The organism is Actinokineospora cianjurensis, from assembly GCF_003663795.1.
Classification (GTDB): Bacteria; Actinomycetota; Actinomycetes; order Mycobacteriales; family Pseudonocardiaceae; genus Actinokineospora; species Actinokineospora terrae.
The window spans coordinates 581230-596933 of record NZ_RCDD01000002.1; the positions used below are offsets into that span (position 1 = coordinate 581230).

Sequence of the window (15704 nt, forward strand, 5' to 3'; positions counted from 1 at the left end):
CCATCGGAGTCGGTTGCAGGGTGTCGTCGAAGCTAGGGACGGCCGCGCGGGCCCGAAATGGGGGAAACCCCTCGTCCGGCGGGTTCCCGCTGGTGAGCGCCGGGCAGGCGGCCCAAGATGGGCTGATGCCCCTCGTCGGTGTCCGGCTCGCTGACCACGACCGCCCCCGGTTGCTGCTGTACGGACCGGCGGGCATCGGCAAGACCGCGCTGGCCACGGCCCTGGCCGGACGCGCGGACCAGTCGGTCGTGATCGCGCCGCAGCCCGCCGACGCGGACGTACCCGGTGCCGGGCTCGCGGAGCTGCGGGCAGCGGCGGGCCTGTCGTGGCTCCCCGCCGCCGACGGCCTGCCTGGGCGGACGATCGCCGTGGAGACCGTGCGGGCTCTGTCCGGTGTGCTGGTCGTGGACAACGCGCAGTGGCTGGACCAGGTGAGCGCGGAGCTGATCGGGTTCGCGGTACGGCACGCGGAGCGGCTACGGGTGGTCGTGGCCGAGCGCACTCACCGGCGCCCGGTGCGCGGTGTGGCTATCTGCGGCGAGGAGTCGGTACGCGGCCCTGTGGCCCCCTTGAGCCCGGACGATGTCGCGGAGTTGCTGGCGCACAACGGGTTCCGCTACCGGTGGGCGGGACGCGTGCACGCACTCAGCGGCGGTAACCCCGGTCTGGCGTTGGAGTACGGCGCCGCGCTCGCCGGGCGGGAGCCAGTGTCGGCGGTACCGCTACCCGACTCGGTTCGATACGCGGTCGGTCGGCGACTGGATGAGCTGGACCCGGCGGTGCTGCGGACCCTGCAGCTAGCGGCGCTGGCCGAGCACCCCACCCTGGCAACCTTGCACCGTGCGGGCGGGGTAGAGCTGGCTGATGTCGGGGACCTCGTCGTGGTCGACGAACTCGACAGCGTCTCTTTCACGGCCGACGCGGTGTCGGCGACCCTGGCCGCGGACATCCCGTACGCGCAGCGCCTGGCGTTGCATGAGGACCTGGCGCGCGCCGTAGACGATCCGGTGGAACAGATCCGCCACCGCGCGTTGGCCGTAACCGTGCCGGACGCGGACCTGGCCGACGCGGCTGAGCAGGCCGCGGGGATCGTGCGGGATCAGGGCAACCGCCGTCGTGCTGCCGAGTTGTGCCTGCTCGCCGCGCAGCGGACACCACCGACCGACGAGGACACCCTGGTGCGACGCGCGGGTGACGCGGCAGTCGACGCGGGTCACTCCGGGCTCGCGGAACGCGCCTGGAACGCGGCGCGGCTGGTGCTAGAGCGCAGCACCGACGCCCGGCAACGGCTCCGCGTCCGACTTGCCCTCGCGGACTCGGCGGGTCAGGCCATGACCGATGTGGACGACCAACTCGCGGCAGCGTTGGCCGACGCGGGCAACGACCCGGACCTGCTGGCCGCGGTTCGACTGTGGGAGGCGGTGCGCGCCAACATCTCCGGTGACCCTGTCGCCGCACGCGAGCTCGCACGGCAGGCGGCAGACCTGACTGTGCGCGACACGGCCGTACGCGCGCGGGCTCTGACCGTGTGTGCCCGCATGGAACGCGTGCTGGGACTACCCGACAGCGGCGCGCTAACCGACGCGCTCGCGATCGGCGGCGCCGGGATCGACGTGCACGACACCCCGGAGTACCTGGCCGTGCGCCATGCGGTGTTCGACGACCGGCTCACGACGGCGCGCTCACGGCTGCTCGTGCTGCTCCCAGCAGCGCAACGGTCAGGCGCGGTCGACGACGTAGTGGACGTGCTGCGGTCGTTGGCCGAGGTCGAGGGCCGCGCGGGTCGATGCGGGTACGCGTTGTCTTACGCCCGTCGAGGACTAGAGCTGACCGCGTCAGCAGGTCTCTCACCTGGTCCTGCCTGGTACACGGCGGCGGTAGCGGAAACGGTGGGCGGGACGTTCGAGCGGGCGGTCGCCTACGCGCGGCGCGGCGCGGTCGCCTCCGAACAGGAACAAGACCACGTCTACCTGTCGCGGTGCCTGCACGCGCTGGGGGTGGTCCGGTTGGTCACGGCGGCGTCCCAGGATGCGGTCAGCGTGCTGAGCCAGGTGCGTGATCTGGAGCACGCGCAGCGCGTCGGCGACCCGTCGATCCTGCGCTGGCACGCCGACCTGGCCGAGGGGTTGATCGCCGTTGGCGACCCGTCCGCCGAGGACCTGCTGGCCACGACCAGGGCCCGGGCGCTCGAACTGGGCCGCGACGGGGTGGTGGCGATGCTGGACCGGTCGACCGCGATCGGCGAGGGCTCGGCGACGCAGCTGCGGTCGGTCGCCGGGCGGTTCACCGCGCTCGGGCTGCCTGTGGAGGCCGGGCGGACGTTGCTCGCGCTGGCCGGGGTGCAACGGCGGGCCAGGCGGCGGGGAGCGGCGCGATCGGTGCTGGTGGAGGCCGCGGAACTGTTCGACCGGCTCGACGCCCCACCCTGGTCGGCGCTGGCCGAACAGCAGCTCCAGCACCTGGAACCGCTGGCGGGCGACCTGACACGGACCGAGGTGCGGCTGGCGGAGCTGGTGCACGCGGGGGCGACGAACCAGCAGGCGGCGACCGCGCTGTCGGTGAGCGTGAAGACCGTCGAGGCGACGCTGACCCGGGTGTACCGGAAACTGGGCGTGCACTCCCGGGCACAGCTGGTGGCGAGGCTGGCCCAGCGGTAAGGGTTTTCCCTCATTGGTCCGTGCGCGCCCGGTCGGCCAGTCTCTCGATCGTGGAGTTAAACGATGTACTCGCCGAGGTCCGCGCGACCGTCGGCACGGTCACGACCGGTGTGGTGACCTCGGCGATCCCGGCGCTGGCCAGGGTCGACCCGCACCGGTTCGGGATGGCCTTCGCGGGCGTGGACGGCGAGGTCGTCGGGGTCGGCGACTGGGACGAGGCGTTCTCGGTGCAGAGCGTGTCGAAGGTGTTCAGCCTGGCGCTGGTGCTCGCCCACGACGGGGAGGCGCTGTGGACCCGGGTCCGGCGGCAGCCGTCGGCGTACCGGTTCAACTCGCTGTCCGAGCTCGACGGCGACTGCGGGATCCCGCGCAACCCGTTCGTCAACGCCGGGGCGCTGGTGGTCACCGACCGGCTGCTGGGCATCACCGGCCACGCGAAGGAGTCCGTGCTCGCCCTGCTGCTCACCGAGTCCGGCGGCGGCCCGTACGTCGACCACGTGGTGGCGGCCGACGAACAGGCCCACAACCACCGCAACAGCGCGATCGCGCACCTCATCGCCGACCACGGCAACCTGCACCACCCGGTCGAGGACGTGCTGGCGCACTACACGGGGCACTGCGCGATCGCGGCCACCTGCGGCCAACTCGCCACCGCCGCCCTGTTCCTGGCCCGCGGCGGCATCCGCGCCAACGGCGAACGCCTGCTCTCGGCCGCCGACACCACCCGCCTCAACGCCACCATCCTGACCTGCGGCACCTACGACGCCGCGGGCGACTTCGCCTACTCCGTCGGCCTCCCGGCCAAGAGCGGCATCGGCGGCGGCATCCTCGCCGTCCTCCCCGGCCGCGGCATCCTCTGCGCCTGGGGCCCCGCCCTCGACACCCACGGCAACTCCGTGGCCGCCACCCTGGCGCTGTCCACCTTCACCTCGATCACCGGCTGGTCCATCTTCTAGCCCGGGGGGCGCTGCCCGACGCCCCGGGCAGCGCCCCCCTTCCCTACCCGCGCCGACTACGCGCGGTTCTGCTGGGTCGAGGCAGAGTCCTTGCGTACCAAAGAGTCCTTGCGCACCAACAGGTAGCCCTGCGCGCTGCCCTCGGGCGGCTCCGCGGCCTTGACCAGCCGAGCGCGTTCGGTGAAACCCGCTGCCGTGGCGAGATCCGCGATTCGGGTGGTGGGGTGCCAGTAGACGCGCAGGTCGAGGTCCGCGACCCGGCCTCCCCCGGCCTCCCCCGGCCTCCCGCACGCACTCGGCGAACGCGCCCAGCATCGCCCGGTCGAAGGGCCTGCCGTCCAACTCGTCCCGCAGCAGATCGGCGTAGTCGGCGGCCACCAGGTCGTAGGCAGCGCGCGCCTCGGTGAGGAACGGTGGCTCGGTCATGATCGGAGACTAGTTGCCGCGCACACGCGACCTCGCGGACATACGGGCCCGAGGTCGTGGCCGGGAAGTGCGACTACCTCGTGATCGCCGGGGCAGGCGGATACGGTGGTGGGGTGAGCACCACGACGGTCACGTTGAGCGACCACTTCGCCCGTGCGGTTCCGGAGTTGGCGGTTGCCTGGGAGGCGGAGCCGGTCGTCGAGCCGCGGCTGCTCGTGTTGAACGAGCCGTTGGCCGCCGAGTTGGGGCTGGACGTCGAGTGGTTGCGGAGTGCGGAGGGGCTGGCCTTCCTGGTCGGCACGCACGTCCCGGCGGGGGCGCGGCCGGTGGCGCAGGCGTACGCGGGGCACCAGTTCGGGCACTACTCGCCGCGGTTGGGGGATGGGCGGGCGTTGTTGCTCGGCGAGTTGGTCCACGCCGATGGCGGGTTGCGCGACCTGCACCTGAAGGGGTCGGGGCGCACGACGTTCTCCCGGGGTGGGGACGGGTTCGCGGCGGTGGGGCCGATGCTGCGCGAGTACGTCGTCAGCGAGGCGATGCACGCGTTGGGGATCCCGACGACGCGGTCGCTGGCTGTGGTGGCGACGGGTCGGCCGGTGCGGCGGGAGACCGTGCTGCCGGGGGCCGTGCTCGCGCGGGTGGCCAGCAGTCACCTGCGGGTCGGCAGCTTCCAGTACGCGCGGGCCACCGACGACATCGATCTGCTGCGCAGGCTGGCCGATCACGCGATCGAGCGGCACTACCCGTCTCACGGGTACCTCGGGTTGTTCGAGTCGGTGCTGGCCGCGCAGGCGTCGCTGGTGGCGCGGTGGTCGCTGGTCGGGTTCGTGCACGGGGTGATGAACACCGACAACATGACGATCTCCGGCGAGACCATCGACTACGGCCCGTGCGCGTTCCTGGAGGCGTTCGACCCGGCGACGGTCTTCAGCTCGATCGACCACGGCGCCCGCTACGCGTTCGGCAACCAACCGGCCATCGCCGAGTGGAACCTCGCGCGGCTCGCCGAGGCCCTGCTGCCGCTGCTCGCCGACACCCAGGAGGACGCGATCGCCGTCGCGGTCGAGTCGCTCGGCGGCTTCCGCCGCTCGTACAACGCCGTCTGGACCGCGGGCATGCTCGCCAAACTGGGCCTCCCCGCCGACACCACCCCAGACTTCGTCGACGACCTCCTAGCCCTACTCCACACCCACCACGTCGACTACACCCTCTTCCACTACCACCTCACCACCGCCGCCCGCGGCGACCTGGCTCCCGTGCGCTCGCTGTTCGTGGACCCCACCGGGATCGACGCTTGGCTGACCCGCTGGCAGTCCCTTACCCCAGACCCGGCCCCGATGGCGCGCGCGAACCCGCTCTACATCCCCCGCAACCACCGCGTAGAGGAAGCCCTGACCGCAGCCACCGCAGGCGACATGGCCCCCTTCCACCACCTTCTAGCCGCCGTCCAGTCCCCCTTCACCGAACGCCCGGATCTAGCGCACTACGCGACCCCCGCGCCCGACACCACCACCCCGTACCAAACCTTCTGCGGCACCTGATCTCTGTTCTAAGCCCGGGCAAGCCCACTAGTCTCGGTCACACCACCGGCCCTGGCCTGCCTCCACTGCTGGCCACTCGCTACCGAAACACCCCGCGAGCCCACGTTCCTGCACTTCCTGGCGCTGAGCTCGCTCGGCGCCGTCGCCGCCCTGGTCAACGGGCGGATGGACCCCGCGATAGCGGCCGCCTACACCGGGCGGATCGGCGCGGTGGGCGTCGTCGCCGACCGCAAGAGGCTGGACGCGCTGGTGGCCTCCGGCGAGCTGCCCGACACCGCGAAGTTCCTTGTGGCGGCGGTAGACCTGCCCACCGACGCGCCGGACCGCAGCGCGCTGCCGTCCCTTTTCCCATACCCGCCAAGCGATGACGACCCGATGACGCTCTGCCACACCTCGGGCACCACCGGCCCGCCGAAGCCCGCGGTGTTCGCGCACCCAACAGTCCACAACGGACCTCACGACCCCGCTCGCGCGCGCACGCCAGTCCGGCCCCAGCCCCCACCCTCTCCGGGGGGCGTCCCAGGTCCCAGCCTACCGGCACCCACCGACAAACGATCTTCACACAGCGCCCCGAAGATCCACATGTGGACAACTTCTGTCGCTGGGACGGGTGAATCTTCGAGCGGCGCGAAACAGGTCGCGGCAGGTCAGGGCCATGATCGCCAAACAAGAGGGAGGCGTGGATCTTGCTGGCGGAAACCGGCGAGAAGGGTGATCGACATCGGGCCATCCACCAGCCGAATAGTCCACAGTAGACAGAGGCTGGAGCGTCGCCCACTGGACCCACAGCGGTAAGAGCAACAGGGCCAACAGTGAACTCTTGACCACCACCGACGCCGCCAAGTCGGCTTAAGGGGAACGCGACGCACTTGAAGAGGATCAGGGAGAGCTCCACCCGGGACGTCCCGCGGAGCGACAGCCCGGCCCTGCCCAGGTAGCGGCCCAAGGCGAACAGGGCGACCGGACCAGCTTCCGGGCCGTGCTCCCGGCCCCGCCGAACTCCATGGTCGCCGGGACGGCGGTCGACAGCAGGCACACCTGGAGCAGCAGGATCGGGGCCGCGTCGCCGAACAGCATGACGAAGACCGGGACCGCGAAGTACGCCGTGTTCACCTGCACCGCCGCCATCACGCGCAGGGCTCGCCCCGCACCACCGCGGCGACCAAGAGCACGCGCAGCGCCATGCCCGTCGCGTACCCCGAGATCGCGCGGACGTCGAACAGGTGGCCCAGGTCGCTGAGGTAGATCTTGCCGGAGAGGTAGCCGGGGATGGCGAACAGGAACGCGAAGTCGGTGAACGCGGTCGCCGACGAGGCGGGGATGACCTCGCGGCGGGCGAGGACGGCGCCGGTCCCGAAGGCGAGGACCAGTTTGCCCAGGGCGGCGAGGACGTCCACGGGCCCGCACGCTAGTGGTGGCGCCAGTACCCGCAGAACATCAGGTCCTGCTTCGCCATCCCGGCGCCGACCCAGTGTTTGCGCAGGCCGGACGCCAGCGCCTGCTCCCCCACCACCCAGCCGTACGTTCGCGGGCCGTCGACCGGCAGCTCCCGCGCGGCGGCGAGGGCCAACCGACCGGGAACCCCTGAAGACCGGGTGAGCCAGGTGATCTCCACGCCCGCGGGCGCCGTCAGCCGCTGCCGGTCCTCTTCGGACGGCACCTCGATCACCGCGCGCCCGGTCGTGTCCGCGGGTAACGACGCCAGGATGCCCGCGGTCGCCGGGAGGCCGCTCTCCTCCGCGACCAGCAGCACCCGCCGGATCTCCGGCGACGGGTTGAAGCCGATCCCCTCGTCGAGCACCCCGACCGCGTCGCCGGGAGCGCACGTCCGCGCCCAGGTCCCCGCGGGCCCGCTCGGCCCGTGGATCACGAAGTCGACGTCCAACTCCCCCGGCCGGTGCGCGCGGACCGTGTAGTTGCGCAGCACCGGCCGGTCGGTCTTGGCGATGGTCAGGTACCGGGCGTACGACAGGGTGTCGAGCTTGCGCGGGAGCTTGGCCAGCGAGTGCTCCGAGACCGGGATGAACAGCCGGAACCACTGGTCGAACCCCATGTACCGGAACTGCTCGACGTCACCGCCCCCGAGGGTGACGCGGGCGAAGTGCGGTGAGAGCCGCGTGGCGCGCACGACGTGCAGCGTGAGCAGTTCCGCCTGGTCGGGCTTGATCCTGGTGGTCCTGATGTTGGTCCGTGCCATTCCGTCCTCCTCGACGACCGAAGTGTAACTATGGCATGCCTTACCTAACCAAGACAGCCTGTCTTAGACTGACCCAGTAGACGCCCGAGGAGGAGAGCCCATGACGGCGACCGTGGTCGAACCCGATACCGATACCCGGCCCGGGAAACCCCCAGACCCCGAAGAGCAGACCAAGTCCGCCCTGGAGCAGCTGCGGCGACCCGTCGTCTGGCGGACCAGGCTGGCCATGGCGCTGGCCGCGATGGGCGCCCTGGCGTCGTTGGTGCCGTTCGTGGCACTGGCCGAGCTCGGCTCGCTGCTGCTGACCGGCGGCCCACCGGACCGTGCGGCGGTGATCACCGTGGCCTGGCTGGTGGTCCTCGGCCTCGGCGCCCGGGGGCTGCTGATGGGCGTGGCGCTGACCATCACCCACCTCGCGGACGTCGACCTGCAGGCCACGCTGCGCCGCCGGATCACCCGCAAGCTGGGCCGCGTGCCGCTGGGCTGGTTCAGCGAGAACTCGTCCGGCGCGGTGCGCAAGGCGGCCCAGAACGACATCGCGGACCTGCACCACCTAGTCGCGCACCACTCGGTGGAGATGACGGCGGCTCTAGTCCTACCGCTGGGCGGTCTCGGCTACCTGGTCTGGTTGGACTGGCGGCTGGCGCTACTCGCGATCGGCACGCTCCCCCTCTACGCGGGCGCCTACGCGTGGATGATGCGTGGCTACAAGGAGAAGGCCGCGCGGCTCAACGAGGCGATGGTCCGGATCAGCTCGGCGGTGGTCGAGTTCGTGACCGGGATCGCGGTGGTGAAGACCTTCGGCCGGGCCAAGCGCGCGCACGAGACCTACGCGCGGGCGGCGGGCGAGTTCGGCCGGTTCTACGCCGACTGGGTGCGGCCCCTGCTCAAGGTCGAGGCGATCAGCGCGATGCTGATCTCGGCACCGGTGGTCGGCCTGGTCAGCCTGTTCGGCGTGCTGTGGTTCGTCGACTCGGGCTGGGTGACCCCGGTGGCGGCGATGACCGGGGTGCTGGTCGCCATGGTCATCCCGACGACGGTCACCGCGCTGGGGTTCGGCGCCGAGCACCGGCGCGCGGCGGCGTCGGCGGCGGCCCGGGTGCAGGCCCTGCTCGACACCCCCGAACTGCCGGTGGCCGACAACCCCCGCCGTCCGGTCGACCACGAGGTCGAGTTCGACGGGGTGTCGTTCAGCTACGACGGCGAGAACGACGTGCTGCGCGAGGTGTCCCTGCGGCTGCGGCCGGGGACGGTGACCGCGCTCGTCGGGTCGTCCGGCGCGGGCAAGTCGACGCTGGCCACGCTGCTCCCCCGGTTCTTCGACGTCACCGGTGGTGCTGTCCGCATCGGTGGGGTCGACGTGCGGGAGATCGCGCCGGACGAGCTGTACCGGTGGGTCGGGTTCGTGCTGCAGGACGTGGCGCTGGTGCACGGAAGCGTCGCCGACAACATCCGGCTCGGCCGCCCGGAGGCCACTCACGACGAGGTCGTCGCGGCGGCCACGGCGGCGAGGATCCACGACAGGGTCACCGAGCTGCCCGACGGTTACGCCACTGTGGACGCCAAGCTCTCCGGTGGTGAGGCGCAACGGGTCGCGATCGCGCGGGCGCTGCTGGCCGACACGCCGATCCTGGTGCTCGACGAGGCCACCGCGCACGCCGACCCCGAGTCGGAGGCCGCGGTGCAGGACGCGCTGTCCGAGCTGGCCAGGGGAAGGACGCTGCTGGTGATCGCGCACCGACTGTCCACAGTGACCTCCGTCGACCAGATCATCGTGCTCGACGGCGGAAGCATCGCCGAACGGGGCACGCACACGGAACTACTCGCCCGCAACGGCGGCTACGCCCGGCTGTGGGCGAACCACGAGGAGACCGGCCGATGAACCTGCGCCCGTTGTTGCGCGACCTCTCCGCGATCCTCGGTCCCGAGCACCGGGGCGCCCTGCGCGCGTACCTGGTGTGGGCCACGGTGTTCGGCGGTCTCCAGGGGGTGGCCGCCGCCCTGATGGTCCCGGTGCTGCGGGGGTTGCTCGCGGGCGAGGTCGGCGACGCACTGTCCTGGCTGGCGGTGATGGCCGTGGTCGTGCTGGCGACCTGCGTGGCCAACTACGTGCAGGCGATGAAGGGCTTCGCCGTGGCGATCGTCGCGCTGACCACCATGCACGAGCGGGTCGGCGACCACGTCAGCGAGCTGCCGGTCGGGTGGTTCACCGGCGAGAAGGTGGGCAGGCTGTCGCGGATCGTCACCAGCGGGACGGTCATGGTCGGCGGCCTGTTCGCCCACCTGCTGACGCCGTTGCTCGCGGGCGCCGTGACCCCGGTGGCGATCGCGGCGGTGACCTTCTTCTTCGACTGGCGCCTCGCGGTGGCCATGCTGGTCTGCGCGCCGCTGCTGGCCTGGGTGTTCTCCTGGTGCGCGCGGTTGGTCGGTCGGGGCGACGAGCTGTCGGACACGGCCGCGGTGTCGGCGGCCAACCGGGTCGTGGAGTTCGCCCGCCACCAGCGGACGTTGCGCGCGTTCGGCCGGGGCAGCGACGGGCACCGGCCGCTGGAGGACGCGATCACCGAGCAGCACCGGGTCGGCCGAAAGGCGTTGTGGATGGCGGTTCCCGGCATCCTCGGCGGCGGGTTGGCGACCCAGTTCGCGTTCACGGTGCTGATCGTCGTCGGCGTCCTGCTCGCCCTGGGCGGCTCGGTCGACCCGGTGGCGTTGGTCGCGGTGCTGGCACTGGCGGCGCGCTTCACCGGTCCGCTGGCGGAGTTGTCGGAGCTCTCGGGCGCGGTGCGGATGGCGCACAACGACGTCCGCCGCATCACCGAGGTCCTGCGCGAGGAACCCCTGCCCGAGCCGGTCGCGACCACCATCGGAGAGCGGCCAGGGGAGATCGAGTTCGACCACGTCGACTTCGGCTACGACGAGGACCGGCCGGTGCTGCGGGACGTGACGTTCACGGTGCCGCCGCGGACGATGACGGCGCTGGTGGGCGCGTCCGGGTCCGGCAAGACCACGGTCACCCGGCTGATCGCCCGGTTCTGGGACGTCGACTCCGGCACCGTGCGGGTCGGCGGGACCGACGTGCGCGACCAGCGGACCGAGGACCTCGTTGGCCAGATCGCCATGGTGTTCCAGGACGTCTACCTGTTCGACGACACCCTGGAGGCCAACATCCTGGCCGGGCGGCCGGACGCGACCACCGAGGAGGTGCGCGCGGCCGGGCGGCTGGCGGGGGTCGAGGAGATCGTCGGCAGGCTGCCCGACGGGTGGGCGACCAGGGTCGGCGAGGGTGGCACCTCGCTCTCGGGTGGTGAGCGGCAGCGGGTGTCGATCGCGCGCGCCATCGTCAAGAACGCCCCGGTCGTGCTGCTCGACGAGGCGACCGCGGCGCTCGACACCGAGAACGAGCGGTACGTGCGGGCCGCGATGCGCGCGCTGACCGAGCGCTCCACGGTGCTGGTGATCGCCCACCGGCTGCCCACGGTCGTGGCGGCCGACCAGATCGTGGTGCTCGACGGCGGCGCGGTGGCGCAGGTGGGCACGCACGAGGAGCTGATCGTCGCCGACGGCCGGTACGCCGCGTTCTGGCACGAGCGCGACCGGGCGAGGGGGTGGCGGCTGGCAGCGGGCTAGCGTGCAGCCATGAGCACCCCCAGGCGGGTGGGCCGCAAACCCGGCCCACCCGCGTCGCTGACCAGGGACGACGTGGCGCGCGCCGCGCTGGCGGAGGGGCTGCTCACGCTGTCGATGCCGACCGTGGCGCGCAGGCTCGGGGTGAGCCACTCGACGCTCTACCGGTACGTGCACGACCGCGACGACCTGGTCCTCGCCGCGATCGACCTGGCGGTGCGCGAGTTCACCTGGCCTGCCCCGGACCTGGGCTGGCGGGAGCTGCTGTGGGCGTTCGCCGACGCGCTGTGGCGCTTCCTCAAGGCGCACCCGGGGATGGCGGAGTCCATCCAGGTCGCGCCCGGGCTGCCCGCGCGGGTCACCGAGCTGGCCACCGGGTACGTGCTGCGGCTGCGGACCGAGGGGCTCGGCAGGCGGGAGGCGTCGATCGCGGTCGACCTCGTCGCGGACCTGACGATCGCCACCGAGATCGCCATGCGCGGCCTGGACCGCACCTTCGAGACCCCGCGCGGTCGGCGCAGCCTGCGCGAGCTGTACCTGGAGTCCTGGCAGGACCTGCTGGTGGAGGCCGCCGACGCGACGGCCATGCAGGACCGCGGCTGGCTCGACGACAAGCTCACCCTGTTCTTCGACGGCATGGCGACCCGCGTCGACCCGCCCACGACGGCCCCCGGCCCGACCCCGGACCGGGACCGCGTGGTCACCGCCGCCCGCGACCTGGCCCGGCGCGAGGGCCTGTCCGCTGTCACCCCGCGCGCGGTGGCGGACCTGGTGGGCACGCAGGTCACCGGTGTCCGATCGGTCGTCGGCGACCGGGACGGCCTGGTGGTCGCGATGCTCGACGTCGTCGCCGAGGCGATCGAGGTGCCCGCGCCGGACCCGGATCCCCGGTCCGAACTGGTCGCCCTCGCGCTCGCGGTCCACACAGCACTGCGCGCGGACCCGTGGGCGGTCCCGGCACTGGCGGTCGACGGCCTGGCCGGCCCGCTGATCCTGCCGCTGCTGGACCGCGTCTTCACCGCCTTCCGCGCCGCGGGCATGGCGGACGAGCACATCACGACCGCGACGCGTGCGCTGTGGACACACGTGTTCGGCGCGGCCCTGATCACCCCGACCCCCCACTCCTTCGCCGCCCGGTTGGTGCAGAGCGCGGACTCACCGGTCATCACAGCCGTCACCCTGGCGGGCACCGCGGACGGCCAGGCCCACGTCATCGGCATCACGGCACTGGTGACGGGGCTGCTCGCCGATCGCGGGTGAGGCTCCCCGGACCGGTCACGAATCGAGAAGCGCGGCGCTGGGGGCGCACCTACTGTGACTGGCAGGGACAGCCGCACCGGGTTACCAGGGCGGGTCCCTGATCAGCGAATCGGATCACCGTGATCCGCGACCACCAGGAGTGACCGATGTCCCGTACCCAGGGGATCAAGACCGTGCTGCACCCCGTGACCGACCCGGCCAGGGCCAAGGCCGTGTACGCGGCGCTGCTCGGGGTGCAGCCGCAGACCGAGGCGGCGTACTACGTCGGGTTCGACGTCGACGGGCAGCACATCGGGTTGGTGCCCGGTGGCGCGGAGCAGGGGTTGACCTCGCCGGTGGCGTACTGGCACGTGGATGACATCGAGGCGAAGCTCGCCGAGGTCACCGCCGCGGGCGGCACCGTGAAGGAGGCTCCCCGCGAGGTCGGCGGCGGCCGGGTCGTGGCCACCTTCACCGACCCCGACGGCAACGTCCTCGGCATCGCCCAGGACCGCTGACCCACCCGTCCTCGCGCCCACGGCCGCCGTGGCGCGAGGACGCCGGTGGACAGTGGACTGTCGCCGCGACAACCCGACAATTCCCCGGTAGCTGGTTAGATCGACGCCAGGCGACGTGAGACCGCCGCGGCGGCCGACCCGATGGAGAGACGATGAGCAGGGCCAAGAGGACGAGCACGCCGCACGTGGCCGACAGCCACGACCTGATCCGCGTGCACGGCGCGCGGGTGAACAACCTCAAGGACGTCAGCGTCGAGATCCCGAAGCGCAGGCTGACGGTGTTCACCGGCGTCTCCGGCTCGGGCAAGAGCTCGCTGGTGTTCGGCACGATCGCCGCGGAGTCCCAGCGGCTGATCAACGAGACCTACAGCGCGTTCGTGCAGGGCTTCATGCCGACCCAGGCGCGGCCGGACGTCGACGTGCTCGACGGGCTGACCACCGCGATCATCGTCGACCAGCAGCGACTCGGCACCGACCCGCGCTCCACCGTGGGCACCGCGACCGACGCCAACGCCATGCTGCGCATCCTGTTCAGCAGGCTCGGCAAGCCGCACATCGGCTCCCCGCAGGCGTTCTCGTTCAACGTCGCCTCGATCAGCGGCGCGGGCGCGGTCACGATGGAACGCGCGGGCAAGACGGTCAAGGAACGGCGCAGCTTCACCATCACCGGTGGCATGTGCCCGCGGTGCGAGGGCCGCGGCGCGGTCTCCGACATCGACCTGACGGCGCTCTACGACGAGAGCAAGTCGCTCAACGAGGGCGCGATCACCATCCCCGGCGCCAGCATGGACGGCTGGTACGGCCGCATCTACCGCGGCTGCGGTTTCTTCGACCCGGACAAGCCGATCCGCCGCTACACCAAGAAGGAACTCGCGGCCCTGCTGCACATGGAGCCGACGAAGATCAAGGTCGACGGCATCAACCTGACCTACTCCGGGCTGATCCCGACCATCCAGAAGTCGTACCTGTCCAAGGACATCGACTCGCTGCAGCCGCACGTGCGCGCGTTCGTGGAGCGGGCGGTCACCTTCACCACCTGCCCGGAGTGCGACGGCTCCCGGCTCAGCGCCGAGGCGCGGTCGTCGAAGATCAAGGGCACCAGCATCGCCGAGGTCTGCGCGATGCAGATCAGCGACCTCGCCGAGTGGGTCAAGGGCCTGTCGGAGCCGTCGGTGGGGCCGCTGCTGGACGCGCTGCGCGAGACGCTGGACTCGTTCGTCGAGATCGGACTCGGGTACCTGTCGCTCAGCAGGCCGTCCGGGACGCTCTCGGGCGGCGAGGCGCAGCGGGTCAAGATGATCCGGCACCTCGGGTCGTCGCTCACCGACGTCACCTACGTCTTCGACGAGCCGACCACCGGCCTGCACCCGCACGACATCCAGCGGATGAACGAGCTGCTGCTGCGGCTGCGCGACAAGGGCAACACAGTGCTCGTCGTCGAGCACAAGCCGGAGGTCATCGCGATCGCCGACCAGGTCGTCGACATCGGCCCCGGGGCTGGCGCGGGCGGCGGCACGATCTGCTTCGAGGGCACGATCGAGGGCCTGCGGGCCAGCGACACCGTGACCGGGCACCACCTCGACGACCGGGCGGCGCTCAAGGACGAGGTGCGGACCTCGACCGGGGTGCTGCAGATCCGCGGCGCCTCGGCGAACAACCTGCGGGACGTGGACGTCGACATCCCGCTCGGGGTGCTGGTGGTCGTGACCGGGGTGGCCGGGTCGGGCAAGAGCTCGCTGGTGCACGGGTCGATCCCGGGCGGCAACGGCGTGGTGTCGATCGACCAGGGCGCGATCCGGGGGTCGCGGCGCAGCAACCCGGCGACCTACACCGGCCTGCTCGAGCCGATCCGCAAGGCGTTCGCCAAGGTCAACGGCGTGAAGCCCGCCCTGTTCAGCGCCAACTCCGAGGGCGCCTGCCCGACCTGCAACGGCGCGGGCGTGATCTACACGGACCTGGCGATGATGGCGGGCGTGGCGACCACCTGCGAGGTGTGCGACGGCAAGCGGTTCCAGGCCGCGGTGCTCGACTACCACCTCGGCGGCCGCGACATCAGCGAGGTGCTGGCCATGTCGGTGGCCGAGGCGGAGGCGTTCTTCGCCGACGGCGACGCCCGCATCCCCGCCGCGCACGCCATCCTCACCCGCCTGGTCGACGTCGGCCTCGGCTACCTCACCATCGGCCAGCCGCTGACCACGCTGTCCGGCGGCGAGCGGCAGCGGCTCAAGCTGGCCACCCACATGGCGGAGAAGGGCGGCACGTACGTCCTGGACGAGCCCACCGCCGGCCTGCACCTCGCCGACGTCGAACAGCTCCTCGGCCTGCTCGACCGCCTGGTCGACTCGGGCAAGTCGGTCATCGTCGTCGAGCACCACCAGGCCGTCATGGCACACGCCGACTGGATCATCGACCTGGGCCCCGGCGCGGGCCACGACGGCGGCAAGATCGTCTTCGAGGGCACCCCCGCGGACCTGGTCGCCGACCGCTCCACCCTGACCGGCAGCCACCTCGCGGAGTATGTCGGCGCCTGATCCCCGCCCCTAGCA

12 protein-coding genes are annotated in these 15704 nt (G+C 71.8%); 9 read left to right on the forward strand and 3 right to left on the reverse strand.

The genetic code is table 11. The annotated features are described in order from the left end of the window. Positions 1 to 125 precede the first annotated feature (125 nt). From CLV68_RS17205 to CLV68_RS36010, 4 genes are all read left to right on the forward strand, one after another. Positions 126 to 2657: a helix-turn-helix transcriptional regulator gene (locus tag CLV68_RS17205; RefSeq protein ID WP_121391885.1), complete on the forward strand. Its 2532-nt coding sequence runs from the start codon at positions 126 to 128 to the stop codon at positions 2655 to 2657. Between the two features lie 50 nt (positions 2658 to 2707). Next, positions 2708 to 3613: a glutaminase A gene (glsA, locus tag CLV68_RS17210; protein WP_211346583.1), complete on the forward strand. Its 906-nt coding sequence runs from the start codon at positions 2708 to 2710 to the stop codon at positions 3611 to 3613. 539 nt (positions 3614 to 4152) lie between these two features. After that, positions 4153 to 5580 carry a protein adenylyltransferase SelO gene (locus tag CLV68_RS17220; protein WP_121392344.1) on the forward strand — a complete coding sequence of 476 codons (1428 nt, stop codon included), beginning with the start codon at positions 4153 to 4155 and terminating at the stop codon, positions 5578 to 5580. Positions 5581 to 5745: 165 nt separating this feature from the next. Next, positions 5746 to 6375, forward strand: coding sequence for a hypothetical protein (locus tag CLV68_RS36010; RefSeq protein WP_425454855.1), 630 nt, complete (start codon positions 5746 to 5748; stop codon positions 6373 to 6375). An 84-nt stretch (positions 6376 to 6459) separates the two neighbouring features. Here CLV68_RS36010 and CLV68_RS34745 read toward each other — a convergent pair whose 3' ends face one another. From CLV68_RS34745 to CLV68_RS17235, 3 genes are read right to left on the reverse strand one after another with little or no spacing between them, the layout of a single operon-like run. After that, on the reverse strand, positions 6460 to 6708 hold the full coding sequence (locus tag CLV68_RS34745) for a hypothetical protein (RefSeq protein WP_211346590.1): 249 nt from the start codon (positions 6706 to 6708) through the stop codon (positions 6460 to 6462). Then, positions 6708 to 6977: a hypothetical protein gene (locus CLV68_RS34750; RefSeq protein WP_211346591.1), complete on the reverse strand. Its 270-nt coding sequence runs from the start codon at positions 6975 to 6977 to the stop codon at positions 6708 to 6710. The genes CLV68_RS34745 and CLV68_RS34750 overlap by 1 nt, the downstream gene beginning before the upstream one ends. Before the next feature lie 11 nt (positions 6978 to 6988). Further along, positions 6989 to 7777: a siderophore-interacting protein gene (locus CLV68_RS17235; protein WP_211346593.1), complete on the reverse strand. Its 789-nt coding sequence runs from the start codon at positions 7775 to 7777 to the stop codon at positions 6989 to 6991. Positions 7778 to 7877: 100 nt separating this feature from the next. On the opposite strand from CLV68_RS17235, the gene CLV68_RS17240 reads away from it, so the two are divergent. From CLV68_RS17240 to CLV68_RS17260, 5 genes are all read left to right on the forward strand, one after another. Then, complete coding sequence (locus CLV68_RS17240; RefSeq protein ID WP_121391886.1) at positions 7878 to 9659, forward strand: ABC transporter ATP-binding protein; 1782 nt, start codon at positions 7878 to 7880, stop codon at positions 9657 to 9659. Then, on the forward strand, positions 9656 to 11404 hold the full coding sequence (locus CLV68_RS17245; RefSeq protein WP_121391887.1) for an ABC transporter ATP-binding protein: 1749 nt from the start codon (positions 9656 to 9658) through the stop codon (positions 11402 to 11404). Before CLV68_RS17240 ends, CLV68_RS17245 begins: the two co-directional genes overlap by 4 nt. A 9-nt stretch (positions 11405 to 11413) precedes the next feature. Beyond that, on the forward strand, positions 11414 to 12661 hold the full coding sequence (locus CLV68_RS34755) for a TetR/AcrR family transcriptional regulator (protein WP_211346595.1): 1248 nt from the start codon (positions 11414 to 11416) through the stop codon (positions 12659 to 12661). A 146-nt stretch (positions 12662 to 12807) separates the two neighbouring features. Continuing rightward, positions 12808 to 13158, forward strand: a complete 351-nt coding sequence (locus CLV68_RS17255; protein ID WP_121391888.1) for a VOC family protein — start codon at positions 12808 to 12810, stop codon at positions 13156 to 13158. Positions 13159 to 13310: 152 nt separating this feature from the next. Continuing rightward, positions 13311 to 15689 (forward strand): ATP-binding cassette domain-containing protein, encoded by a 2379-nt coding sequence (locus tag CLV68_RS17260; RefSeq protein ID WP_121391889.1) that lies wholly within the window; start codon positions 13311 to 13313, stop codon positions 15687 to 15689. Positions 15690 to 15704 lie beyond the last annotated feature (15 nt).

Bases quoted from the DNA above. Each gene is read 5' to 3' on its own strand.
- CLV68_RS17205 (WP_121391885.1), top strand. From the start codon at position 126: ATGCCCCTCGTCGGTGTCCGGCTCGCTGACCACGACCGCCCCCGGTTG.
- CLV68_RS36010 (WP_425454855.1), top strand. From the start codon at position 5,746: ATGGACCCCGCGATAGCGGCCGCCTACACCGGGCGGATCGGCGCGGTG.
- CLV68_RS34745 (WP_211346590.1), bottom strand. From the start codon at position 6,708: ATGGCGGCGGTGCAGGTGAACACGGCGTACTTCGCGGTCCCGGTCTTC.
- CLV68_RS17235 (WP_211346593.1), bottom strand. From the start codon at position 7,777: ATGGCACGGACCAACATCAGGACCACCAGGATCAAGCCCGACCAGGCG.
- CLV68_RS17240 (WP_121391886.1), top strand. From the start codon at position 7,878: ATGACGGCGACCGTGGTCGAACCCGATACCGATACCCGGCCCGGGAAA.
- CLV68_RS17245 (WP_121391887.1), top strand. From the start codon at position 9,656: ATGAACCTGCGCCCGTTGTTGCGCGACCTCTCCGCGATCCTCGGTCCC.
- CLV68_RS34755 (WP_211346595.1), top strand. From the start codon at position 11,414: ATGAGCACCCCCAGGCGGGTGGGCCGCAAACCCGGCCCACCCGCGTCG.
- CLV68_RS17255 (WP_121391888.1), top strand. From the start codon at position 12,808: ATGTCCCGTACCCAGGGGATCAAGACCGTGCTGCACCCCGTGACCGAC.
- CLV68_RS17260 (WP_121391889.1), top strand. From the start codon at position 13,311: ATGAGCAGGGCCAAGAGGACGAGCACGCCGCACGTGGCCGACAGCCAC.